This window comes from Pseudomonas proteolytica (assembly GCF_007858275.1).
Classification (GTDB): Bacteria; Pseudomonadota; Gammaproteobacteria; order Pseudomonadales; family Pseudomonadaceae; genus Aquipseudomonas; species Aquipseudomonas proteolytica.
Map to the genome: position 1 here is coordinate 62,965 of NZ_VFEV01000023.1, position 21,865 is coordinate 84,829.

At 63.0% G+C, this 21,865-nt stretch carries 19 protein-coding genes; 13 read left to right on the plus strand and 6 right to left on the minus strand.

The window, feature by feature from the left end:
- Positions 1-37: 37 nt before the first annotated feature.
- A complete protein-coding gene (locus FIV38_RS17560; RefSeq protein WP_029299738.1) occupies positions 38-499 on the plus strand; it encodes a TlpA disulfide reductase family protein in 462 nt (153 codons plus the stop codon).
- Positions 500-622: 123 nt separating this feature from the next.
- Here FIV38_RS17560 and FIV38_RS17570 read toward each other — a convergent pair whose 3' ends face one another.
- From FIV38_RS17570 to FIV38_RS17590, 5 genes are all read right to left on the minus strand, one after another.
- Positions 623-1,027: an META domain-containing protein gene (locus FIV38_RS17570; protein WP_029299736.1), complete on the minus strand. Its 405-nt coding sequence runs from the start codon at positions 1,025-1,027 to the stop codon at positions 623-625.
- Positions 1,024-1,464, minus strand: a complete 441-nt coding sequence (locus tag FIV38_RS17575) for a hypothetical protein (protein ID WP_092237610.1) — start codon at positions 1,462-1,464, stop codon at positions 1,024-1,026. The genes FIV38_RS17570 and FIV38_RS17575 overlap by 4 nt, the downstream gene beginning before the upstream one ends.
- Before the next feature lie 71 nt (positions 1,465-1,535).
- Positions 1,536-2,525 carry a 2-hydroxyacid dehydrogenase gene (locus FIV38_RS17580; protein ID WP_092237607.1) on the minus strand — a complete coding sequence of 330 codons (990 nt, stop codon included), beginning with the start codon at positions 2,523-2,525 and terminating at the stop codon, positions 1,536-1,538.
- Positions 2,526-2,627: 102 nt separating this feature from the next.
- A complete protein-coding gene (locus FIV38_RS17585; protein WP_092237604.1) occupies positions 2,628-5,381 on the minus strand; it encodes a response regulator in 2,754 nt (917 codons plus the stop codon).
- Positions 5,382-5,793: 412 nt separating this feature from the next.
- Entirely contained in the window at positions 5,794-6,309 is a 516-nt protein-coding gene (locus tag FIV38_RS17590) for a DUF2062 domain-containing protein (RefSeq protein WP_029299728.1), read from the minus strand.
- 136 nt (positions 6,310-6,445) lie between these two features.
- Between FIV38_RS17590 and FIV38_RS17595 the strand changes: the two genes are divergently transcribed.
- The 12 genes from FIV38_RS17595 (at position 6,446) to FIV38_RS17650 (ending at position 18,040) form a co-directional block, all read left to right on the plus strand.
- Positions 6,446-8,701 (plus strand): DNA internalization-related competence protein ComEC/Rec2, encoded by a 2,256-nt coding sequence (locus FIV38_RS17595; RefSeq protein ID WP_235861095.1) that lies wholly within the window; start codon positions 6,446-6,448, stop codon positions 8,699-8,701.
- A 75-nt stretch (positions 8,702-8,776) separates the two neighbouring features.
- Entirely contained in the window at positions 8,777-9,412 is a 636-nt protein-coding gene (locus FIV38_RS17600) for a MotA/TolQ/ExbB proton channel family protein (RefSeq protein ID WP_029299724.1), read from the plus strand.
- Positions 9,409-9,837, plus strand: a complete 429-nt coding sequence (locus FIV38_RS17605; RefSeq protein WP_029299722.1) for an ExbD/TolR family protein — start codon at positions 9,409-9,411, stop codon at positions 9,835-9,837. The genes FIV38_RS17600 and FIV38_RS17605 overlap by 4 nt, the downstream gene beginning before the upstream one ends.
- Positions 9,837-10,847, plus strand: a complete 1,011-nt coding sequence (gene lpxK, locus FIV38_RS17610; RefSeq protein ID WP_092237602.1) for a tetraacyldisaccharide 4'-kinase — start codon at positions 9,837-9,839, stop codon at positions 10,845-10,847. Before FIV38_RS17605 ends, lpxK begins: the two co-directional genes overlap by 1 nt.
- 24 nt (positions 10,848-10,871) lie before the next feature.
- On the plus strand, positions 10,872-11,057 hold the full coding sequence (locus FIV38_RS17615; RefSeq protein ID WP_003174668.1) for a Trm112 family protein: 186 nt from the start codon (positions 10,872-10,874) through the stop codon (positions 11,055-11,057).
- Entirely contained in the window at positions 11,054-11,818 is a 765-nt protein-coding gene (gene kdsB / locus FIV38_RS17620; RefSeq protein ID WP_070994651.1) for a 3-deoxy-manno-octulosonate cytidylyltransferase, read from the plus strand. The genes FIV38_RS17615 and kdsB overlap by 4 nt, the downstream gene beginning before the upstream one ends.
- Entirely contained in the window at positions 11,818-12,282 is a 465-nt protein-coding gene (locus FIV38_RS17625; RefSeq protein ID WP_029299713.1) for a low molecular weight protein-tyrosine-phosphatase, read from the plus strand. The genes kdsB and FIV38_RS17625 overlap by 1 nt, the downstream gene beginning before the upstream one ends.
- Positions 12,279-13,298 carry a UDP-N-acetylmuramate dehydrogenase gene (murB, locus tag FIV38_RS17630; protein WP_029299712.1) on the plus strand — a complete coding sequence of 340 codons (1,020 nt, stop codon included), beginning with the start codon at positions 12,279-12,281 and terminating at the stop codon, positions 13,296-13,298. The genes FIV38_RS17625 and murB overlap by 4 nt, the downstream gene beginning before the upstream one ends.
- Positions 13,299-13,690: 392 nt before the next feature.
- Positions 13,691-14,161 carry a (2Fe-2S)-binding protein gene (locus FIV38_RS17635; RefSeq protein WP_029299710.1) on the plus strand — a complete coding sequence of 157 codons (471 nt, stop codon included), beginning with the start codon at positions 13,691-13,693 and terminating at the stop codon, positions 14,159-14,161.
- Positions 14,158-16,479 (plus strand): xanthine dehydrogenase family protein molybdopterin-binding subunit, encoded by a 2,322-nt coding sequence (locus FIV38_RS17640; protein WP_092237599.1) that lies wholly within the window; start codon positions 14,158-14,160, stop codon positions 16,477-16,479. The genes FIV38_RS17635 and FIV38_RS17640 overlap by 4 nt, the downstream gene beginning before the upstream one ends.
- Positions 16,479-17,465, plus strand: coding sequence for an XdhC family protein (locus tag FIV38_RS17645; RefSeq protein ID WP_092237597.1), 987 nt, complete (start codon positions 16,479-16,481; stop codon positions 17,463-17,465). Before FIV38_RS17640 ends, FIV38_RS17645 begins: the two co-directional genes overlap by 1 nt.
- Positions 17,462-18,040 carry a nucleotidyltransferase family protein gene (locus FIV38_RS17650; RefSeq protein ID WP_178121321.1) on the plus strand — a complete coding sequence of 193 codons (579 nt, stop codon included), beginning with the start codon at positions 17,462-17,464 and terminating at the stop codon, positions 18,038-18,040. The genes FIV38_RS17645 and FIV38_RS17650 overlap by 4 nt, the downstream gene beginning before the upstream one ends.
- Positions 18,041-18,383: 343 nt before the next feature.
- On the opposite strand, the gene rne is transcribed toward FIV38_RS17650, so the two are convergent.
- Positions 18,384-21,626 (minus strand): ribonuclease E, encoded by a 3,243-nt coding sequence (rne, locus tag FIV38_RS17655; RefSeq protein ID WP_208602592.1) that lies wholly within the window; start codon positions 21,624-21,626, stop codon positions 18,384-18,386.
- Positions 21,627-21,865 lie beyond the last annotated feature (239 nt).

The window sequence follows — 21,865 nt, forward strand, 5'->3', positions numbered from 1 at the left end:
GCCGCAGCCCACGTTCATTTTTGCTAAGGATTACCCCATGACACGGCGACTGATAGGCGCACTGGCAGTTATCACCACCCTCCTGCTCAGTGGCTGCGGCAATGATTATGGCGTCGACCAATACGGTCAGAAAGTCGCGTCCGAACGCGTCGACAAGCAATGGCTGGTGGTCAATTACTGGGCCGAGTGGTGTGGTCCGTGCCGCATCGAAATCCCTGAGCTCAACGCCCTGGCCGAGCAGCTCAAGGGCCAGCCGGTGAGTGTGTTCGGCGTCAACTTCGACAACGTGCAGGGTGAAGAACTCAAGAGCGCGAGCGAGAAGCTGGGCATCAAGTTCACCGTGTTGGCACAGAACCCCGAGGCGATTTTTGATATCCCGCGCAGCGAAGCGTTGCCGGTGACCTACATCATCGATGACAAGGGCAAGGTGCGGGCGCAGATGTTGGGTGAGCAGACGGCGGAAGGTGTACTGGCCAAGCTCAAAGAGTTGCGCGGCTGAAGCTTCGCGATCTCTGCAGGAGCGAGCTCGCTCGCGAAGCACTCACAGGCACCGCGTTCATCCGGGATGCACGGGTTTTTGTTGACGTTCTTCGCGAGCAAGCTCGCTCCTACAGGCGTTGGGTCAGCCTTCTTCCAGCCACAGGCGCAGAGGCTTGCCCTCGGCAGGCCAGAAACGGGTCTGCTCGATGGGCGAGATATCCCAGCGCTGCACGGTTTCCAGGGCCTTGAAGAAGCGCTGCTCTTGCTCCATCAGGGCTTCGGCACACAGCTTGCGGGTACTGCCGATCTTGCCGAAGCTGAGCTTGTCACCGTCCAGGCTGTAGGGCGCGAACCAGTGGTTGCAGCCGCCATTGCCATAGGCCCGGCCATCGGCGCCGAGGGTCACGGTCAGGTGGGCGTAATCCATCAGTGGCCGTTCGCCGATCCATTCGACGATGTAGCTGTGATCCTGCTTGAGCTTGACCTCATCGCTGGCGCAGCCGGCGAGGCCGACGCCCAGCGCGGCGAGCACCAGCAGGCGCTTCATTGCGCGGTCTTCTGGCATTTCGGGCAACGGTGTTTATCACCGACAGTGGCCCAGCCCAGCTCGGCAATGCGCGCGGTGGCCGCCGGTTGCAGTGGCTCCTTGGTCAGCTTGGTCTCCACCGAGAACTCAAACTCCAGCACCGCGTCGCAGCTGTCGCAGTTGACCTTCCAGGTGTGAATTTCCAGCTCGCCGAACTTCGGCCCTTGCGCCATGGCGACCCATTGCCCGGCCGGGCGGATGGAGTAGCGCGCATCGCCTTCGACGGTCAGGCGCATCGACAGGGTCTTGCTGCCGCGCAAGGTGACGATCAGCACGTCGCCATGCTTGATCGAGCCACCATTGCCGGTGACTTGGTAACGACCCGGCACCAGGGCGCGGCATTCGATCAGGGTGTGTTGTGGGCTCAGCAAACTGAAGCGGAAATCGTGTTCGGCCATGGATCCTCCAAATAGGCGCGGCATCCTATCACGCTCGCCTGTATACCATGCGCGCGGTATGTGACCGTTGATCATCCGTGCACCAGGTTTTGCGGTTGACCGCTGGCCCAGGCCTGGATATTGGCCAGGGTGGTCCCGGCAATCGCCGCCAGCGCTTCGCGTGTCAGGAATGCCTGGTGCGCGGTGATGATTACATTGGGGAAGGTCAGCAGGCGCGCCAGCACGTCGTCCTGCAACGGCAGGTCCGAGCGGTCCTCAAAAAACAGTTGGGCTTCTTCCTCGTACACATCCAGGCCCAGGTAGCCCAATTGCCCGTCCTTGAGCGCTTCGATCAGCGCCGGGGTATCCACCAGGCCGCCGCGGCCGGTATTGATCAGCATCGCCCCCGGCTGCATATGGGCCAGGGATTGGGCATTGATCAGGTGCTTGCTTTCGGCGGTCAGCGGGCAGTGCAGGCTGATGATCTGCGCCTGGGCCAATAACTGGGGCAGGTCGACATAGCGCGCGCCAAGGGCTTCGACCTGCGGGTTGGGATAGGGGTCGTAGGCCAGCAAGGTGCAGCCAAAACCGGCCATGATCTTGGCAAAGGTCGCGCCGATCTGCCCGGTGCCCACTACGCCAACGGTCTTGCCTACCAGGTCGAAGCCGGTCAGGCCGTGCAGGCTGAAGTCGCCGTCGCGGGTGCGGTTGTAGGCGCGGTGCAGGCGACGATTGAGGGCCAGCACCAGGGCCACGGCATGTTCGGCCACCGCGTGGGGCGAGTAGGCAGGCACCCGCACGATGGTCAGGCCCAGGCGTTTGGCGGCGGCCAGGTCCACATGGTTGTAGCCGGCCGAGCGCAGGGCGATCAGGCGCGTGCCACCGGCGGCGAGGTGTTCGAGCACCGCTGTGCTGAGGTCGTCGTTGATAAAGGCACAGACCACTTCGTGCTTGTCGGCCAGGGCCACGGTATCGAGGTTCAGGCGTGCCGGTTGGAATTGCAGCTCCATGCCTGCGGGCAGCGGTTCGGCGAGAAAGCTGTCGCGGTCATAAGTCTGGCTGCTGAATAGAATGATGCGCATCAAAGGGCTCCCTGCAAGATAGCGTGTGGTACCTGTAGGCGCCGGCAAGCCGGCTCCAACAAGTATGTTGCCCGTCATGGGGGTTTGGCGTGTTGTTCTGTGTCAGGCGTTGACCCGGGCTTCGCTGGCAAGGCGGGCAATCGCCATGTCCAACTCATCGAGGGCGGCGATGGCCTTGGCGTCATCTTGCTTGAGCAAGGTTTCGGCGCGCTGGCAGGCGGCGCGTAATTGCGGCACGCCGCAGTAGCGGGTGGCGCCATGCAGGCGGTGGACCCGTTCGATCAGCGCGTTATTGTCGTTGGCTTCGCGGGCGATGCACACCGCCTCGCGGTCGGCTTCCAGGGACGCCAGCAGCATGGCCAGCATGTCGGCGGCCAAGTCTGCCTTGCCGGCCGCCAGGCGCAGGCCTTCCTCATGGTCCAGCACTGGCAGTTGGGCGGCGGGGCCGTGGCCTTCGACGGCGCGCTCCGGTCCTTGATTGCGCAAGGCCAGGCCGGTCCATTTCAGCACCACTTGGGCCAGTTGCCGCTCGCTGATGGGTTTGGTCAGGTAGTCATCCATGCCGCTTTGCAGCAGGGCGCGTTTTTCATTGGCCATGGCATGGGCCGTCAGCGCGACGATAGGCAGCGGTGTGCCATGGCGCTCGCTTTCCCACTGGCGAATCGCCTCGGTGCTCTGGCGCCCGTCCATACCGGGCATCTGCACATCCATCAGCACCAGGTCGAAGGCTTCTTTTTTCACCGCTTCGATGGCGGTATAGCCGCTTTCCACGGCCTGGACCTTGGCGCCCATGTCTTCGAGCAGGGTCTGCACCAGCAGCAGGTTGGCCGGGTTGTCATCGACACACAGCACCCGTGGCGCGCGGCTGGACAACGGTTCGCCGGGCTCGTTGCGCAACGGCCGCGGGCTGATCAGGTCGGACAGTGCCCGGCGCAATTTGCGGGTGCAGGCCGGTTTGGCCTGCAGCTGGCTGTTGGGGTTGGGCACCGACAGGTTGAACAGCAATTGCTCGGTGGTCGGGCACAGCACCAGGACTTTGCAGCCCAGGTGTTCGAGGTCCCACAGGTGTTGGTTGAGGCGTTCCGGCGGAATGTCATTGGCGGTGATGCCCAACACCGCCAGGTCGATGGCATGTTCGGTCTGGTGCGCGCTGGTGATGCCGTTGGTGAGGTTCTCCAGGCTGTTGAACGGCGTGACCTCCAGGCCACAGTCTTCCAACTGGTGTTGCAGGGCCTGGCGCGCCAGTTCGTGATTCTCCAGCACCGCCACGCGCCGGCCCAGCAGCGGCGGGGAGGGCAGGTCTTCGATATCGTCGCGGGTCTTGGGCAGGTTGAGGCTGATCCAGAACTCCGAACCCTGGCCCGGCGTGCTGTCGACGCCGATTTCGCCGCCCATCTGCTCGATCAGGCGCTTGGAGATCACCAGGCCCAACCCCGTGCCGCCGGGCTGGCGGGACAGTGAGTTATCGGCCTGGCTGAAGGCCTGGAACAGGGCGCGTACATCCTGGTTGGACAAGCCGATGCCGGTGTCCTGCACGCTGATGCGCAGTTGTACGCTGTCTTCCTGCTCGTCTTCAAGCATGGCCCGGGCCACGATAGTGCCCTCGCGGGTGAACTTGATGGCATTGCTCACCAGGTTGGTGAGGATCTGCTTGAGACGCAACGGGTCGCCCACCAGGGACAGGGGCGTATCGCGGTAGACCAGGCTCACCAGCTCCAGCTGTTTGGCGTGGGCGGCCGGGGCGAGAATGGTCAGGGTGTCTTGCAGCAGGTCGCGCAGGTTGAACGGAATATTGTCGAGTACCAGCTTGCCGGCTTCGATTTTCGAGAAGTCGAGAATTTCGTTGATGATACCCAGCAGGTTGTCGGCGGATTTTTCGATGGTGCCCAGGTAATCCAACTGACGGGGCGACAGCTCGCTTTTCTGCAGCAGGTGGGTAAAACCGAGGATGCCGTTGAGCGGCGTGCGGATTTCATGGCTCATATTGGCCAGGAACTCCGACTTGATGCGGCTGGCCTCGAGGGCCTCCTTGCGGGCCAGGTCCAGCTCGATGTTCTGGATCTCGATGGTTTCCAGGTTCTGGCGCACATCTTCGGTGGCCTGGTCGATACTGTGTTGCAGTTCTTCCTGGGCGTTTTGCAGGGTTTCGGCCATGCGGTTGATACCGGACGCCAGTTGATCCAGCTCCTGGCTGCCCAAGGGCGGCAAACGGGTTTCCAGGTTGCCATCCTTGAGCTGCGCCACCGCTTGCTTGATCTGCCCGATGGGTGAGTTGATCGTGCGGCTGATGCGCAATGCCAGGGCTGCGGTGCAAATCAGGCCGACGGCGATCAACAGGAGGCTGGCGAACAGGCTGCGATAGCCGCGTAGCAACATGCCGTTGTGGGACAGTTCCAGCTCGACCCAGCCCAGCAGGCGGTCGGCTTCGTCGGGAATCAGCTCGCCGGCGAGGTTACGATGGCGGCCGAACACGGGCAGCAGGTAGCGGGTGGCGTCATTGTCGGTGCGTTGCAACAGGTGTGAGCTGTTGCCGATGGGCGGAGGGTTGAGCATGGTCGGGCCGGCATGGGCCAGGGACGAGCGGTCGGGCGCCAGGAAGGACACGGCCCGCACATCGACTTGTTCCAGGGACTGGGTAGCGATGCGCTCCAGCAGATCGATGTTCTTGCTGCCCAGTGCCGGCGCCACCAGCGGCGCCAACTGTTCGGCGATCATCTCGCCGCGATTGAGCAGTTGGGTTTGCAGATCCGAAAGCTGCATCCAGGTGAAATAACCGCCCAGCAGCAATGCCATCAGGCTGGTAGGCAATAAGGTCAGCAACAGTACGCGGCCTTTTATCCCCATTCTTCTTAGCACGCCACTCTCCCGCTACCACACTGATGTCGACATTCTACGCAGGCATCCGGCCCGCGCTACCTGCGCAGTGTAGCCATATGAGGGGCTTGGAATCTTGCAAAAAATGCTTGAGAGGGCGATGGCGGGATTATTGAGCGGCAGTAACGGCGGGTATCGCTGCCTTCCTGATCGTCAAAGCGTGCGCGTACTTCGGTAGGCGCTGGCTTGCCCGCGATGGCCATAGGTATCTATACAACTTTGCCGCAACGCCTAAACCCAGGCAGATAGCGCCGTTGTGGCGAGCGGGCTTGTCGGAACGCCGCATCGCCCGCTCGCCACGGGGGAGTTCGTCAGTTTCTGAAAGTTGTGTAGATACCTATGACGCGATGGCGCCAGCCGGGACCCCTCTGCTCCTGAACTGAGGGGCCGCCTTCTATCGATTACGCTGCTGGCGCTTTTTCCATTGATGACCCACCCACCACCGCCAATACACCATCGTCAGGCAGTACGCCAACGCGCCCAAGACCAGCCCCATCACCACCGAGCCAAGCAGGAACGGCTGCCACATGGTCGACAGTTGCCCACTGATCCATTCCCAGGTCAGTTCGTCGGGCAGGGTGCGCGGAGGGATGTTCATCAGCCAGGTGCCGGTCATGTAGGTGCAGAAGAACACCACCGGCATGGTGATTGGGTTGGTCAGCCATACCAGGCTCACGGCGATGGGCATATTGCCGCGCACGCAGATGGCGAGGACGGCCGCCAGCAGCATCTGCAAGGGGATGGGAATGAAGGCGGCAAACAGGCCGACAGCCATGGCCCGGGCAACCGAGTGCCGGTTGAGGTGCCAAAGGTTGGGGTCATGGAGCAGCGTCCCGAGAAAGCGTAAGGACTTGTGTTCCCGAATGCTGGTCGGATCGGGCATGTACCGTTTGAATAAGCGCCGTGGCATAGGGGGTCCAGGTCAGTTCGAGGGGCAAGTATGCCCGTATTCTACGAACGGGAAATTCAGACTTTGTGACAAAAAATCATAGTCCTCCCGGAACCACTCGGCTAACACTCAATGGGTCACTTTCAAGGAATGATCCATGCGTACAGGGATGTTTGCGCTGGCGTTGGGGCTGCTGGCGTTGCGCCTGCTGCCTGCCTTGCCGCCGGTCGGTTGGTTGCTGGTGTTGCCGGTGGTGGCGTTGATGCTGCTGCCGTTTCGAACTTATCCGCTGGCATTTTTCCTGTTGGGCCTGGGGTGGGCCTGTTTCAGCGCGCAACGGGCCCTCGACGATCGGCTCAGCCCCGCGCTGGACGGCCAGACTCGCTGGCTGGAAGGGCGCGTCAGCGGGCTGCCGCAGCAGGCCAATGGGGTGGTGCGCTTCGAGTTGAGCGACAGCCGGTCACGTCAGGACCGGCTGCCCCAGCGTATCCGCGTGAGCTGGCAGGGCGGCCCCGCAGTGCGCAGCGGTGAGCGCTGGCGTTTGGCGGTGACCCTCAAGCGTCCCGCCGGCCTACTGAATTTCCATGGCTTCGACCAGGAGGCCTGGCTGTTGGCCCAGCGTGTGGGGGCGATCGGGTCGGTCAAGGATGGCCAGCGCCTGGCGCCGGCCCGGCATGCCTGGCGCGATGGGATCCGCCAGCAGTTGTTGGCAGTCGATGCCCAGGGCCGCGAAGCCGGGCTGGCTGCACTGGTGCTGGGCGACGGCTCCGGTCTGGCCGCCGAGGACTGGCGCATTTTGCAGGCCACCGGCACCGTGCATCTATTGGTCATCTCCGGCCAACATATCGGCCTGTTATCGGGCTTGATCTACGCCCTGGTGGCCGGGCTGGCCCGCTACGGCGGCTGGCCCAGGCGCTTGCCCTGGCTGCCTTGGGCCTGCGGCCTGGCATTTGCCGGCGCGCTGGCCTATGGCGTGCTGGCCGGTTTTGAAGTGCCGGTGCAGCGGGCCTGTGTAATGGTGGGGCTGGTGCTGCTGTGGCGCTTGCGGTTTCGCCATCTGGGGGTCTGGTGGCCACTACTGCTGGCCCTGAATGCGGTGTTGATCATCGAACCGCTGGCCAGCCTACAACCGGGGTTTTGGCTGTCGTTTGCCGCCGTGGCCGTGTTGGTGCTGGCCTTCGGCGGCCGCCTGGGGCCATGGCGCGCCTGGCTTGCCTGGACCCGTGCCCAATGGCTGATCGCTATTGGTCTGTTCCCGCTGCTGCTGATCCTCGGCTTGCCCATCAGCTTGAGTGCGCCGCTGGCCAATCTGTTTGCCGTGCCGTGGATCAGCCTGCTGGTGCTGCCGTTGGCGCTGGCGGGCACGCTGTTGCTGGCGCTGCCGTGGCTGGGCGGCGGCCTGCTGTGGCTGGCGGGTGGCGCACTGGATTGGCTGTTCATGGCCCTGGCCATGCTGGCCGAACGCGTACCGGCCTGGATGCCTGCCGAGGTGCCCGTTGGCTACTGGTTGCTGAGCCTGCTGGGGGCACTGCTGTTATTGATGCCCAAGGGCATTCCCTTTCGCCTGCTGGGTTGGCCCCTGTTGCTGCTGGCGGTGTTCCCGCCCCGCGAATCGATCCCGTTGGGGCAGGTAGCGGTGGAGCAACTGGATGTCGGCCAGGGCCTGTCGATAGTGCTGCGCACCCGCAACCATGTGCTGTTGTATGACGCCGGTCCGCGGCTTGGGGAGTTCGACCTCGGTGAGCGCGTGGTACTGCCGGCGCTGCGCAAGCTGGGGGTTGGCCAAGTGGACTTGATGCTGCTCAGTCACGCCGACGCCGACCATGCCGGGGGCGCTGCGGCGGTTGCGCGGGGGTTGCCGGTCAAGCGGGTGGTGGGCGGGGAAACCCAGGGCCTGCCAGCGTTCCTCCAGACCCAGGCCTGTGTCAGCGGTGAGCAATGGGAATGGGACGGTGTGGCGTTCCAACTGTGGCAATGGGCGGATGCCAGCAACGGCAATGCGAAGTCCTGCGTGCTGCAAGTCCAGGCCAATGGTGAGCGCCTGCTGCTGACCGGCGATATAGACCGCGAGGCCGAGCGGGCCTTGCTCGCCACGCCCCTGGCGGTCGCCACCGATTGGCTGCAAGCGCCCCATCATGGCAGTCGCAGTTCCTCGTCATGGCCGTTCGTCCAGCGAGTCGCCCCCAAGGCCGTGTTGATCTCCCGCGGGCGTGGTAACTCCTTTGGCCATCCGCACCCGCAAGTACTGGCGCGTTACCGGTATTTGCGCAGCGCCATTTATGACAGCGCCGAGCAGGGCGCCATCCGCCTGCGCCTGGGGGCTTTCCAGGCGCCGGTCATGGCACGCAGCCAGCGTCGTTTCTGGCGCGCGCCTGTCATTGACAGTTACCAAAGGCCGGTGCCTGCGACATGATGGCTGTCGGCGGGCAGGCCCTTCCTCGCCAGCCTATATGCTAAAGTGGCGCACTTTTTCGAGGGGACATTCACTGTGTGGGAATTGGTCAAATCCGGCGGCTGGATGATGTTGCCGATCATTCTGAGTTCCATCGCCGCACTCGGCATCGTTGCCGAACGCCTGTGGACCCTGCGCGCCAGCCGCGTGACCCCTGATCATCTGCTGGGGCAGGTCTGGCGCTGGATCAAGGACAAGCAACTGGACAAGGAAAAACTCAAGGAATTGCGGGCCAATTCCCCCCTGGGCGAGATCCTCGCCGCCGGCCTTGCCAACTCCAAGCACGGTCGCGAGATCATGAAGGAATGCATTGAAGAAGCCGCCGCCCGGGTCATCCACGAGCTGGAGCGCTATATCAATGCCCTGGGCACCATCGCCGCGATGGCACCGTTGCTCGGCTTGCTTGGCACGGTGCTGGGCATGATCGATATCTTCAGCGCCTTTACCGGCTCGGGCATGACCACCAACGCCTCGGTATTGGCCGGGGGGATTTCCAAGGCCTTGATCACCACGGCTGCGGGCTTGATGGTGGGTATCCCGGCGGTATTCTTCCACCGCTTCCTGCAGCGCCGCATCGATGAACTGGTGGTGGGTATGGAGCAGGAGGCGATCAAGCTGGTGGAAGTGGTCCAGGGCGACCGTGACGTCGACCTGGTCGAGGGCAAAGCGTGAAATTTCGCCGCAAGCCTCGGGAAACCGTCGATATCAACCTGGCGTCGTTGATCGATGTGGTGTTTATCCTGTTGTTGTTTTTTGTCGTCACCACCACCTTTACCCGGGAAACCCAACTGCGGGTCGAACTGCCGGAAGCCGTCAGCGGCTCGCCGGCCGAAGATCAGCAGCTCAAGCAGTTGGAGATCACCATCAGCGCCGAAGGGGTGTTTTCGGTGAACAACCAGTTGCTTGAGAAGAACGACGTGGCCAGCGTAATGGACGCGCTGCAGAAGGAGTCCGGCGGTGATACGCAAATGCCGCTGTCCATCAGCGCCGATGGCAAGACCCCGCACCAGGCCGTGATCACCGCAATGGATGCTGCCGGCAAGCTCGGTTTCAGCCATTTGCGCATGACCACCGTCGAGGCGGCGGGGCAGCCTTGATGGCCTTGTCCGATCGTTTGCTCAAGGCCTGGTACGAGGGCCATCCGGCGCTCAAGCTTCTGCAACCGTTGGAGGCGCTCTATCGCCGGGTGGTCAAGCGCAAGCGCGACCGGTTCCTGGCGGGCGAGGGGACGATCTACCAATCACCGGTGCCCATCGTTGTGGTCGGCAATATCACCGTGGGCGGCACGGGCAAGACGCCGTTGATCCTGTGGTTGATCGACCATTGCCAGCGCAGTGGCCTGCGGGTTGGCGTGGTCAGCCGTGGCTATGGGGCCAAGCCGCCGCAGTTGCCCTGGCGGGTGCAAGCCAGCGATAGCGCGCAAGTGGCCGGTGACGAGCCCTTGCTGATCGTGCAGCGCAGTGGCGTCCCCCTGGTGATCGACCCTGATCGCAGCCGTGCGGTGCAGGCCCTGCTCGCCAGCGATACCCTGGACCTGATCCTGTCCGACGATGGCCTGCAGCATTACCGCCTGGCCCGTGACCTTGAACTGGTGCTGATCGACAACGCCCGCGGCCTGGGCAATCGCCGCTGCCTGCCTGCCGGGCCACTGCGCGAACCGGTCGAGCGTCTGCGCAGCGTCGATGCGCTGCTCTACAACGGCGCCGGGGCTGATCGCGAGGATGGCTTTGCCTTCCGCCTGCTACCCACCACCCTGGTCAACCTGCTGACCGGCGAGCGCCAGCCACTGGACCATTTTCCGCTGGGCCAGCGGGTGCATGCGGTCGCCGGTATCGGCAACCCGCAACGTTTCTTCAATACCCTTGAAACGCTACACTGGCTGCCGATACCCCATGCGTTTGCCGACCATGCGCCCTATAGCGCCGAGGTCCTGAATTTTTCGCCATTACTGCCGCTGGTCATGACCGAAAAGGACGCGGTGAAGTGCCGCGCCTTTGCCCAGGCACACTGGTGGTACCTTGCAGTCGATGCGGCACCGTCACCGGCGTTTATCGCCTGGTTCGACACGCAACTGATGCGCCTGCTGCCGGCTCGACTTTTGCCTTAAAACGCTTTTATCCAGGAAACCCCCATGGACACCAAACTGCTCGATATCCTCGCTTGCCCGATATGCAAAGGCCCGCTCAAGCTCAGCGCCGACAAGACCGAGCTGATCAGCAAAGGCGCAGGCCTTGCGTACCCGATCCGCGACGGCATCCCGGTGATGCTGGAAAGCGAAGCCCGTACCCTGACGACCGACGAGCGCCTGGATAAATGACCACTGCCTTCACTGTTGTCATCCCGTCGCGCTATGCCTCCACCCGCCTGCCCGGCAAACCTTTGCAGATGATCGGCGGCAAGCCGATGATCCAACTGGTCTGGGAACAGGCCTGCAAAAGCAGCGCCCAGCGCGTTGTGGTGGCCACTGATGACCTGCGGATCATCGAGGCCTGCAAGGGTTTTGGCGCCGAAGCGGTGCTGACCCGTGAAGACCACAACTCCGGCACCGACCGCCTGGCGGAAGTCGCCACGCACCTGGGCCTGGCGCCGGACGCCATCGTGGTCAACGTGCAAGGCGACGAGCCGCTGATCCCGCCGTGTGTCATCGACCAGGTCGCCGCCAACCTGGCCGCCCATGCCGAAGCGCGCATGGCAACCCTGGCCGAACCGATCGAAGACATTGAGACCTTGTTCAACCCCAATGTGGTCAAGGTCGTCAGTGACATCAATGGCCTGGCCTTGACCTTCAGCCGTTCGACCCTGCCCTGGGCGCGCGATGAATTCGCCAGGCAACGTGACGTCTTGCCAGCCGGCGTGCCGTATCGCCGCCATATCGGCATCTACGCCTACCGCGCCGGTTTCCTGCATGACTTCGTCAGCTGGGGCCCATGCTGGCTGGAAAACACCGAGGCCCTGGAGCAACTGCGGGCCCTGTGGCACGGCGTGCGCATTCATGTCGACGATGCCATGGAAGCCCCGCCGGCCGGCGTCGATACGCCGGAAGACCTTGAGCGCGTGCGTCGGTTGCTGGGGGCTTGATGGAAGTCCTGTTTGTTTGCCTGGGCAATATCTGCCGCTCGCCCACCGCCGAAGGCGTCCTGCGCCATAAATTGCGGGCTGCCGGGCTGGCCGACCAGGTCGAGGTGGCCTCCGCCGGCACCGGCGAATGGCATATCGGCAAGGCGCCGGACAAGCGCAGCCAGCAAGCGGCGCTGCGCCGTGGCTACGACTTGTCGGCCCAGCGTGCCCAGCAGGTGTCGCGCGCCGACTTTGCGCGTTATGACCTGATCCTGGCCATGGACCAGAGCAACCTGCGTAACCTCAAGGCCATGCAACCGGCCCAGGGCAAGGCAGAGTTGGACCTGTTCCTGCGCCGCTACGACTCGGCGGTGGATGAAGTGCCGGATCCGTATTACGACGGCGAGCAAGGTTTTGAGCAGGTCCTGGACCTGATCGAGGCCGCCTGTGATTTGCTGGTGATCGAATTGAAGGGGCGTTTATGAGCCTGGATGTACAGCCCCAGGTTTCCCTGAAGGCCTTCAACAGTTTTGGCATTGACGTGCGTGCGCAGTTGTTCGCCGAAGCCCATAACGATGCCGATGTGCGCGAGGCCCTGGCCTATGCGGCGGCGCAACAACTGCCGTTGCTGGTGATCGGGGGCGGCAGCAACCTGCTGCTGACCCAGGACATCCCGGCGTTGGTATTGCGCATGGCAACCCAGGGTATCCGGGTGCTGCACGACGACGGCCAGCAGGTTGTGGTGGAAGCCGAGGCGGGGGAGGCCTGGCATCCCTTTGTGCTGTGGACCCTTGCACAAGGGTTCTCTGGCCTGGAAAACCTCAGCCTGATTCCCGGTACGGTCGGTGCGGCACCGATGCAGAACATTGGCGCCTACGGGGTCGAGATCAAGGATGTGTTTGCCGGCCTGACCGCCCTCGACCGCCAGACCGGCGAGTTGCGGGATTTCAGCCTGGCAGAATGCAACTTCGCCTACCGCGACAGCCTGTTCAAGCACGAGGTGGGGCGCTGGCTGATCCTGCGCGTGCGCTTTACCTTGAGCCGCGTGGCGCACTTGCAACTCGGCTATGGCCCGGTGCAACAACGCCTGGCTGAGCAGGGCATTACCCAGGCGACACCGAGCGATGTCAGCCGGGCCATTTGCAGCATTCGCAGTGAGAAACTGCCCGACCCTGCGGTCTTGGGCAACGCCGGCAGTTTCTTCAAGAACCCGCTGGTGTCCCAGGTGCTGGCGGCGCAATTGAAGCTGCAGTATCCCGATCTGGTGGCTTACCCCCAGGCCGATGGCCAAGTGAAACTGGCGGCCGGCTGGTTGATTGAAAAGGCCGGCTGGAAAGGCTTTCGCGACGGAGATGCTGGTGTGCATCGCTTGCAGGCGCTGGTGCTGGTCAACTACGGCGCGGCCACGGGCCTGGAGATTTCCAGCCTGGCCCAACGCATCCAGCGCGATATCGCCGAGCGCTTCAAGGTCGATCTGGAAATGGAGCCCAATCGTTATTGAGCTACGCTTCTAGCGTGTTGAACAAAGCCCTGCATTGCAGGGCTTTTTTGTTAATGCTGGGTTAACTTAGCAGGCTAACGATGCCTGTTTATCGTTCTATAGATACTGTTTATCAAAGGCCCGGTGAAAGATCGGTGTTGTTTGTGCAGGGAATGGTAGGAGCGAGCTTGCTCGCGAAGATCGTCAACGATGACGTGGGCGCTCTGAATCAACGTGGTGTCCTGGCGTTTTTCGCGAGCAGGCTCGCTCCTGCAGTGATGCACATTCCCTGACGCAACACCTGTCTCACAAGAGAGCCCGATTAGCCTGAGCCATCTGCGTGAACCAACTCCGCTCCCCTGAAAGCGGCAGATAGCTCGACCCCATAATCCAATCACTATGCGGGCGTGCCCATGATTACTCTCAAACTCAACGGTCAAGATCATCCGCTGGATGTCACCGAGGACATGCCCCTCTTGTGGGCGATCCGCGATGTGGCGGGTTACAACGGCACCAAGTTCGGTTGCGGCATGGGCCTGTGCGGCGCCTGCACTATCCATATCGATGGCTCGCCGGCCCGCAGTTGCATCACGCCTATTGGCTCGGTCAAAGGGCAGAACGTCAGCACCATCGATAACCTGCACAATGACCCGGTTGGCCAGGTTGTGCAGCAAGCGTGGCTGGACACGGCAGTGGCCCAGTGTGGTTACTGCCAGGGTGGGCAGATCATGTCGGCTACGGCACTGCTGAAAACCAACCCCAATCCCAGCGATGCGCAGATTGAAGAGGCCATGGTCGGCAACATCTGCCGCTGCGGCACGTACAACCGTATCAAGACAGCGATCCGCCAGGCCGCGACGCATCTGCAGGGGGACAAGGCATGAACCAGTTGCCAAGCAATTTCGCCCTGAACAACCTGAGCCGCCGTGGTTTCCTCAAGGGCGTCGGTGCGACCGGTGCGCTGGTGGTGGCCGCCAGTTGGGGCCTGCCCCAGGCCTTTGCCGAGGAGGTGAAGCAATACGGCGGGGCAGCCATGCCCAACGGCGTGATTGATGACCCCAAGGTGTATGTCAGCATCGCCACCGATGGCACTGTCACCGTGATCTGCAACCGCTCCGAAATGGGCCAAGGCGTGCGCACCAGCCTGACCATGGTGGTGGCCGACGAGCTGGAGGCCGATTGGGCGTTGGTGAAGGTTGCGCAGGCCCCGGGCGATGAAGTGCGTTTTGGCAATCAGGATACCGACGGTTCGCGCAGCATGCGCCACTGGTATGAACCGATGCGCCGTTGCGGCGCAGCCGTGCGCAGCATGTTGGAACAGGCTGCCGCCGAGCAGTGGAAAGTGCCGCTGGGCGAGTGCCGTGCGCAGTTGCATAAAGTGATTCACCAGCCCAGCGGCCGTGAGCTGGGCTATGGCGCCTTGGCTGCAGCCGCCGGTGCGCTGGCGGTGCCGGCGCGGGACAGCCTACGGCTCAAGCAGCCATCGGAGTTTCGCTATATCGGCAAGGAGGCCACCAAGGCCATCGACGGTGCCGATATCGTCAACGGCCGGGCAGTGTACGGCGCCGATGTGCATTTTGACGGCATGTTGTTTGCGACCATTGCGCGGCCCAAGGTGTATGGCGGCAAGGTCAAGTCGTTCGATGCCAGCGCGGCGTTGAAAGTCCCCGGGGTGATCAAGGTCCTGCAAATCGAAAGTCGGCCCGTGCCCTCGGAATTCCAGCCCTTGGGCGGTGTAGCGGTGGTTGCCAGCAATACCTGGGCGGCGATCAAGGGGCGTGAAGCGCTGCAGATTGTCTGGGAGGACGGCGTCAATGCCGGCTACAACTCCATCGACTACCGCAAGACCCTGGAAGCCGCGGCCCTTGAGCCCGGCAAAGTGGTGCGCAATACCGGCAGCATCGACCAGGCCCTGAGCGATGCCGACAGCACCCTGGAAGCCGCGTATTACTTGCCACACTTAGCGCAGTCGCCCATGGAGCCGATGGTTGCCGTGGCCCGTTATCAAGACGGGCAATGCGAGGCCTGGGCGCCGAGTCAGGCGCCGCAGGTCACACGGGAGCGGGTCGCCGAGCGCCTTGGTTTGCCATTCGATAACGTCACGATCCACGTCACCCTGTTGGGCGGCGGCTTTGGGCGCAAGTCCAAGCCGGACTTCATCATTGAAGCTGCGGTGCTGGCCAAGGAGTTTCCCGGCAAGGCCGTGCGCGTGCAGTGGACCCGTGAAGACGATATCCATAACTCCTACTTTCACACCGTGTCTGCCGAGTACCTCAAGGCCGGCCTGAACAACGACGGCATGCCCTCCGCCTGGCTGCACCGCACCGTGGCGCCGAGCATCACTGCGCTGTTTGCGCCGGGCATGAACCATGAGGCCGCGTTTGAATTGGGCATGGGCTTTACCAACATGGCCTACGCCATTCCCAATGTGCGCCTGGAAAACCCCGAGGCCGCCGCCCACACCCGTGTGGGTTGGTACCGTTCGGTGTCGAACATCCCCCATGGTTTTGCCATCCAGAGCTTTGTCGATGAGCTGGCGCACAAGGCTGGCCAGGATCCGCTGAAATATCAGCTCAAGCTGCTGGGCCCGGATCGTCAGATCGATCCACGCACCTTGAGTGAAGAGTGGAACTACGGCGAGTCACCCGAGCGTTACCCAATTGATACGGCGCGCATGCGTGGCGTGCTCGAGACCGCGGCCAAGGCTGCCGGCTGGGGCCGCACGCTGCCCAAGGGGCGCGGCCTGGGGCTGGCGGTGCACTACAGCTTTGTGACGTATGTGGCGGCGGTGATCGAGGTGGAGGTCAAGGGTGATGGCACGCTGATCGTGCACAAGGCGGATATCGCCGTGGATTGCGGCCCGCAAATCAACCCGGAACGCATCCGCTCGCAGTTCGAGGGCGCTTGCGTCATGGGCTTGGGGAATGCGGTCCTGGGAGAAATCAGCTTCAAGGATGGCAAGGTCCAGCAGGACAACTTCCATATGTACGAAGTGGCGCGCATGTCCCTGGCTCCCCGGGAAATTGCCATACATTTGGTCACACCGGCAGGCGAGGTCCCCCTCGGCGGTGTGGGTGAGCCGGGCGTGCCGCCGATTGCGCCGGCGCTGTGCAATGCGATATTTGCCGCCACCGGCAAGCGCATCCGTAACCTGCCGGTGCGTTATCAGTTGCAGGGTTGGCAGCAGGAGGCGCAGGCCTGATGGACAGCGTGGATCTGAATGTCCTGCGCAGCGTGCTGGAGTGGCGCCGCGCAGGGCAACGGGTGGTGCTGTACAGCGTGGTCCAGACCTGGGGCAGCGCACCACGGCCGCCGGGGGCGATGCTGGCCCTGCGTGGCGACGGGGTGGTGATCGGTTCGGTGTCCGGTGGCTGCATCGAAGATGATCTGATCGCCCGTCTGCACGATGGCCGCCTGCCAGACAATGGGCCGCCGGTGCAGTTGGTGACCTATGGCGTTACCCGCGACGAAGCGGCGCGTTTTGGTCTGCCATGCGGCGGTACCTTGCGCCTGACGGAGGAGCGGGTGGAGGAATATGCCTGGGTGGCGGAGTTGCTGGCGCGTTGTGAGGCCCATGAAATTGTGGCGCGGGAACTGGACTTGGCGACGGGCAGTGTGCGCTTGAGCGTGGCGAGCAAGTCCGACATTGTCAGTTTTGACGGTGAGCGTTTGCGGGCCATCTACGGTCCGCGCTGGCGCCTGCTGCTGATCGGTGCGGGCCAGTTGTCGCGTTATGTGGCAGAAATAGCGCGCCTGTTGGATTTTGAAGTACTGATCTGCGATCCCCGTGCGGAGTTTGTGCATGGCTGGGAAGAACAGCACGGGCGCTTTGTGCCGGGAATGCCCGATGAGGCGGTGCTCAATATCCAGACGGACGAGCGCACGGCTATTGTTGCCCTGACCCACGATCCGCGCCTGGACGATATGGCGCTACTGACCGCGTTGAACTCCCGGGCGTTCTACATCGGTGCCCTGGGTTCACTGCTCAATAGCCGCAAGCGTCGGGAAAACCTCGCGTTACTGGGCCTGGGGGCCGAGGCAATTGCGCGGCTGCACGGCCCGATCGGTCTTCATATTGGCAGCCATACGCCGGCAGAGATCGCCTTGTCGCTGATGGCGCACATTGTCGCGATCAAGAACGGTGTGGAAGTGTTGCAAGCCAAACCCGTACGGGAGGCGGTTAGTTGACGAGTGCGATCACCGCAATCGTCCTGGCGGCGGGGCAGGGCAGCCGGTTCCGTGCGCAAAGCGGGCAGGACAAACTGCTGGCTCATTGTGTGGGGCGTGATGGAGTGACACGGCCGGTCTTCGAGCATGTGCTGCTCAATCTGCCGGCCAGCATCACTCGGCGGTGGGTCGTTACATCGCCTGCGTGCAGCGAGGTCATCCGTCTGGCCACGGATCATGGCTGTGAAGTGTTGCTGCTGGAGTCGGCAGGCATGGGGGACAGCCTCGCGGCAGGGGTGGCGGCCAGTGGTCCGGCAGCGGGTTGGCTGGTGGTGTTGGGGGATATGCCGTTTATTCAGGCGTCGAGCATTGAGCGGGTGATAGAGCGGGTGGATGGGATCAGTGTGCCGGTGCACGCCGGCCGGCAGGGCCATCCCGTTGCATTTGGCCAGGCATTGGGGCTCGCCTTGATGGAACTGACGGGGGATCGTGGTGCCAAGGCCCTGTTTGCCCAGGCTGATGTTCGGCAGGTGCCGGTGGATGATCCCGGGGTGTTATGGGATGTGGATGTGCCGCAAGCACTGGAATTCAGGTAGGGGTTGGCTTGGCGGCGATGGCGGCCTCAAGCTCACCGCGCCTTCTCTCTACCGCCATCGCGGCATAGGTATCTACACAACTTTCAGAAACTGACCAACTCCCCCGTGGCGAGCGGGCTTGTCGGAACGCCGCATCGCCCGCGCTGGGCTGTCGCCTGGTCTAACGGACAAGCCCGCTCGCCACAACTGCGCTATCTGCCTGGATTTAGGTGTTGCGGCAAAGTTGTGTAGATACCGATGGCCATCGCGGGCAAGCCCGCACACATGATCTCTGTCGTTGAATGGAGCGCGTAAAAAAGCCCCGCCTGATTGCTCAGGCGGGGCTTTTTAGTTGCCGTTGGAATCAGGCGAGGGGTTTAGGCTCGTGCTCTTCTTCCAGGGCTTTGGGGTTGTGCTCTACCACTTCTTCAACGGAACGCAGGTTCTCGTCGATGACCGGGGCAGTGTGCTCAACTTCAGCTTCGATGGCCGGTGCTTGCACAACGGCCTCGACTACGGCCGGGGCCGGGGCCGCTGCCGCTGCTTCTTCGGCTTCTTTCTGCAGGCGCTCGGCTTCACGCTTGCGACGACGCACTTCACGCGGGTCGTTAGGCGCACGGCCGTTTTCGGTGAGGGCGCTGGCAGGGGCTTCGACCACTGGGGCGGCCACTTCGGCTACCACTGGGGTTTCCACCACCACCGGAGCCGGCTCGGCAACCACGACTGGTTCTGCAACCACCGCAGGTTCGGCGACAGGTGCTGGAGCTTCCTCTACCGGAGCCGGAGCCGGGGCTGGTGCTTCGGCGACGACGGCTGGCTCGGCAGTCCACTGGAAGGCGGTCTGTTCTTCGCGAACTTCACGCACTTCTGGGGTTGGCTCGGCAGCTGGCGCTTCGACAACCGCTTCAACCGCAGGCTGTGGCTCAACCACGACCGCAGGTGCGGCCACGACTTCGGCTTCAGCTTCAGGCTGGGCTTCGTGAACCGGTGCAACTTCCACTTCTGGAGCAGCAGGTGCTTCGACCACGGTGGTGGCTTCGACAACCGGTGCTTCGACGACGGCAGTTTCCTGCACGGCAGCGGTGGCACGTTCGGCCTGCTGGTTGGCTTCGGCTTCGGCAGGGGCGCTGATGACCGAGCTGGCAACCGCTGCGGTAACGGCCAGGCCGGCAGCCAGTTCGGTGCTGGTCGGCTCGTTGTTGGCTGCTTCTTCAGTGGCTTCGCCGGTCTCTTCCGAGCCTTCGATCACGTTGCCGTTGGCATCACGTTGACGCTCACGACGGTTGCTGCGACGACGCTGGCCACGGGAGCGGCGGCGTGGACGATCGCCTTCGGCGTTGTCCTGACCATCTTCCTGTGGCTGCTCGTCGTTGGTCAGCAGTTCTTCTTCACTGGCGGCGGCAGCTTGCTCGGCACGTGGTTGACGCTCTTCACGCGGTGGGCGTGGGGCGCGTTCTTCACGGGGCTGGCGGGCCGGGCGTTCTTCGGTCGCGGTATCCACTGCAACAGCGCCAGCGGCGGCCACGGCTGGAGCGGCGTCCAGTGGCTCGCGCAGTTCACGTACACGTTCTTCACGCTCGCCACGCGGCTTGCGATCTTCACGTGGGGCGCGAGGTGCGCGCGGTGCGCGTTCTTCACGTGGCGCACGCTCTTCACGCGGAGCACGTTCTTCACGGGCTACGGCCGGAGTTTCTTCACGGGCTTCGCGCGGTTGACGCTCTTCACGTGGTGCGCGTTCTTCACGCGGTGCACGCTCTTCGCGAGGCTTGCGTTCTTCGTCACGGCGACCGTTGCGGTTACGGCTCTGCTGGCGACCGTTGCGACGCTCTTCGTTGCGTGCAGGCCGTTCAGCAGCAGGCTTCTCGACCACGGCTGGAGCAGCAGGCTCTTCCTTGGTGGCGAACAGGCTGACCAGCGACTTCACCAGGCCCTTGAACAGGCTTGGTTCCGGCAGGGAAGCAGGCGCGGCAACCGGGGCAGCGGCTTCAGCCGGCACGGGTGCATTGGCACGGGCCGGCGCGGTCTTGACGGCAGCTTCCTGGCGAACCAGGGTGCGGGTCGCGGCGGCTGGCTGGACTTCTTCGACTTCGGCAGCAGCCGCGGCGATTTCGTAGCTGGACTGGCCGCTGTGGGCTTCCGGGCTGTCGTCACGCAGGCGCTGGACTTCGAAGTGCGGCGTCTCGAGGTGATCGTTCGGCAGGATCACGATGCGGGCACGGGTGCGCAGTTCGATCTTGGTGATCGAGTTGCGTTTTTCGTTGAGCAGGAACGCGGCGACCGGGATCGGCACTTGCGCGCGGACTTCGGCGGTGCGGTCTTTCAGGGCTTCTTCTTCGATCAGGCGCAGGATCGCCAGGGACAGCGATTCAACGTCACGGATGATGCCGGTGCCGTTGCAACGCGGGCAGACGATGCCGCTGCTCTCGCCCAGGGATGGACGCAGGCGCTGACGGGACATTTCCAGCAGGCCGAAGCGTGAGATGCGGCCAACTTGCACGCGGGCACGGTCGGCTTCCAGGCATTCGCGGACTTTTTCTTCCACGGCGCGCTGGTTCTTGGCTGGGGTCATGTCGATGAAGTCGATCACGATCAGGCCGCCGATATCACGCAGGCGCAGTTGGCGAGCGATCTCTTCGGCTGCTTCCAGGTTGGTCTGCAGGGCGGTTTCTTCGATGTCGCTGCCTTTGGTGGCGCGCGCCGAGTTGATGTCGATGGACACCAGGGCTTCGGTCGGATCGATGACGATGGAGCCACCGGAAGGCAGTTCGACTACGCGCTGGAAGGCGGTTTCGATCTGGCTTTCGATCTGGAAACGGTTGAACAGCGGTACGCTGTCTTCGTACAGCTTGATCTTGCTGGCGTACTGCGGCATCACCTGGCGGATGAAGGTCAGGGCTTCGTCCTGGGCTTCAACGCTGTCAATCAGCACTTCGCCGATGTCCTGGCGCAGGTAGTCGCGGATGGCGCGGATGATCACGTTGCTTTCCTGATAGATCAGGAATGGCGCGGAGCGGTCCAGGGACGCTTCTTTAATAGCAGTCCACAGTTGCAGCAGGTAATCGAGGTCCCACTGCATTTCTTCGCTGCTGCGGCCAAGGCCGGCAGTGCGCACGATCAGGCCCATGTCGGCCGGGGCGATCAGGCCGTTCAGCGCTTCACGCAGTTCGTTGCGCTCTTCGCCTTCGATGCGACGGGAGATGCCGCCGGCACGCGGGTTGTTCGGCATCAGGACCAGGTAACGGCCAGCCAGGCTGATGAAAGTGGTCAGGGCTGCGCCCTTGTTGCCACGTTCTTCTTTTTCGACCTGGACGATGACTTCCTGGCCTTCGCTCAGGACGTCCTTGATGTTCACGCGGCCTTCAGGGGCTTTCTTGAAGTATTCGCGGGAGATTTCCTTGAGGGGCAGGAAACCATGGCGCTCAGAGCCAAAATCGACAAAGGCAGCCTCAAGGCTTGGCTCGATGCGAGTAATCCGGCCTTTATAGATGTTGGCCTTCTTCTGCTCGCGTGCACCGGACTCGATGTCCAGGTCGTAGAGGCGTTGGCCATCTACCAGTGCAACACGCAACTCTTCGGGTTGAGTTGCGTTAATCAGCATTCTTTTCATGTTGTACCGTCGGTTTCCGGGCTGCCGGAAACGGCGTTCGGCACACACGACTTCTCACGGTCGGTGTCAGGTGCGTCAAGAGTGGTTGGCCACTCCAGTGTCCAGCAATACCGGCCAATTGGGCTGGTATCGCGACTTACGCGTCCTGCTTGCTGTGGTGACTTAATAAGCACTCAGTCAGGAGGAGGAATCAACCGGCGACTGTGGACGAGATGAAGCGTCTAAATATAAGCCTAGTG

Excerpts from the sequence above, each read along its gene's own strand:
- FIV38_RS17625 (WP_029299713.1), top strand. The coding sequence starts at position 11,818 with ATGGAAGTCCTGTTTGTTTGCCTGGGCAATATCTGCCGCTCGCCCACC.
- kdsB (WP_070994651.1), top strand. The coding sequence starts at position 11,054 with ATGACCACTGCCTTCACTGTTGTCATCCCGTCGCGCTATGCCTCCACC.
- FIV38_RS17590 (WP_029299728.1), bottom strand. The coding sequence starts at position 6,309 with ATGCCACGGCGCTTATTCAAACGGTACATGCCCGATCCGACCAGCATT.
- FIV38_RS17645 (WP_092237597.1), top strand. The coding sequence starts at position 16,479 with ATGGACAGCGTGGATCTGAATGTCCTGCGCAGCGTGCTGGAGTGGCGC.
- FIV38_RS17635 (WP_029299710.1), top strand. The coding sequence starts at position 13,691 with ATGATTACTCTCAAACTCAACGGTCAAGATCATCCGCTGGATGTCACC.
- FIV38_RS17640 (WP_092237599.1), top strand. The coding sequence starts at position 14,158 with ATGAACCAGTTGCCAAGCAATTTCGCCCTGAACAACCTGAGCCGCCGT.
- FIV38_RS17560 (WP_029299738.1), top strand. The coding sequence starts at position 38 with ATGACACGGCGACTGATAGGCGCACTGGCAGTTATCACCACCCTCCTG.
- murB (WP_029299712.1), top strand. The coding sequence starts at position 12,279 with ATGAGCCTGGATGTACAGCCCCAGGTTTCCCTGAAGGCCTTCAACAGT.
- FIV38_RS17575 (WP_092237610.1), bottom strand. The coding sequence starts at position 1,464 with ATGGCCGAACACGATTTCCGCTTCAGTTTGCTGAGCCCACAACACACC.
- rne (WP_208602592.1), bottom strand. The coding sequence starts at position 21,626 with ATGAAAAGAATGCTGATTAACGCAACTCAACCCGAAGAGTTGCGTGTT.
- FIV38_RS17595 (WP_235861095.1), top strand. The coding sequence starts at position 6,446 with ATGCGTACAGGGATGTTTGCGCTGGCGTTGGGGCTGCTGGCGTTGCGC.
- lpxK (WP_092237602.1), top strand. The coding sequence starts at position 9,837 with ATGGCCTTGTCCGATCGTTTGCTCAAGGCCTGGTACGAGGGCCATCCG.
- FIV38_RS17570 (WP_029299736.1), bottom strand. The coding sequence starts at position 1,027 with ATGAAGCGCCTGCTGGTGCTCGCCGCGCTGGGCGTCGGCCTCGCCGGC.
- FIV38_RS17580 (WP_092237607.1), bottom strand. The coding sequence starts at position 2,525 with ATGCGCATCATTCTATTCAGCAGCCAGACTTATGACCGCGACAGCTTT.
- FIV38_RS17615 (WP_003174668.1), top strand. The coding sequence starts at position 10,872 with ATGGACACCAAACTGCTCGATATCCTCGCTTGCCCGATATGCAAAGGC.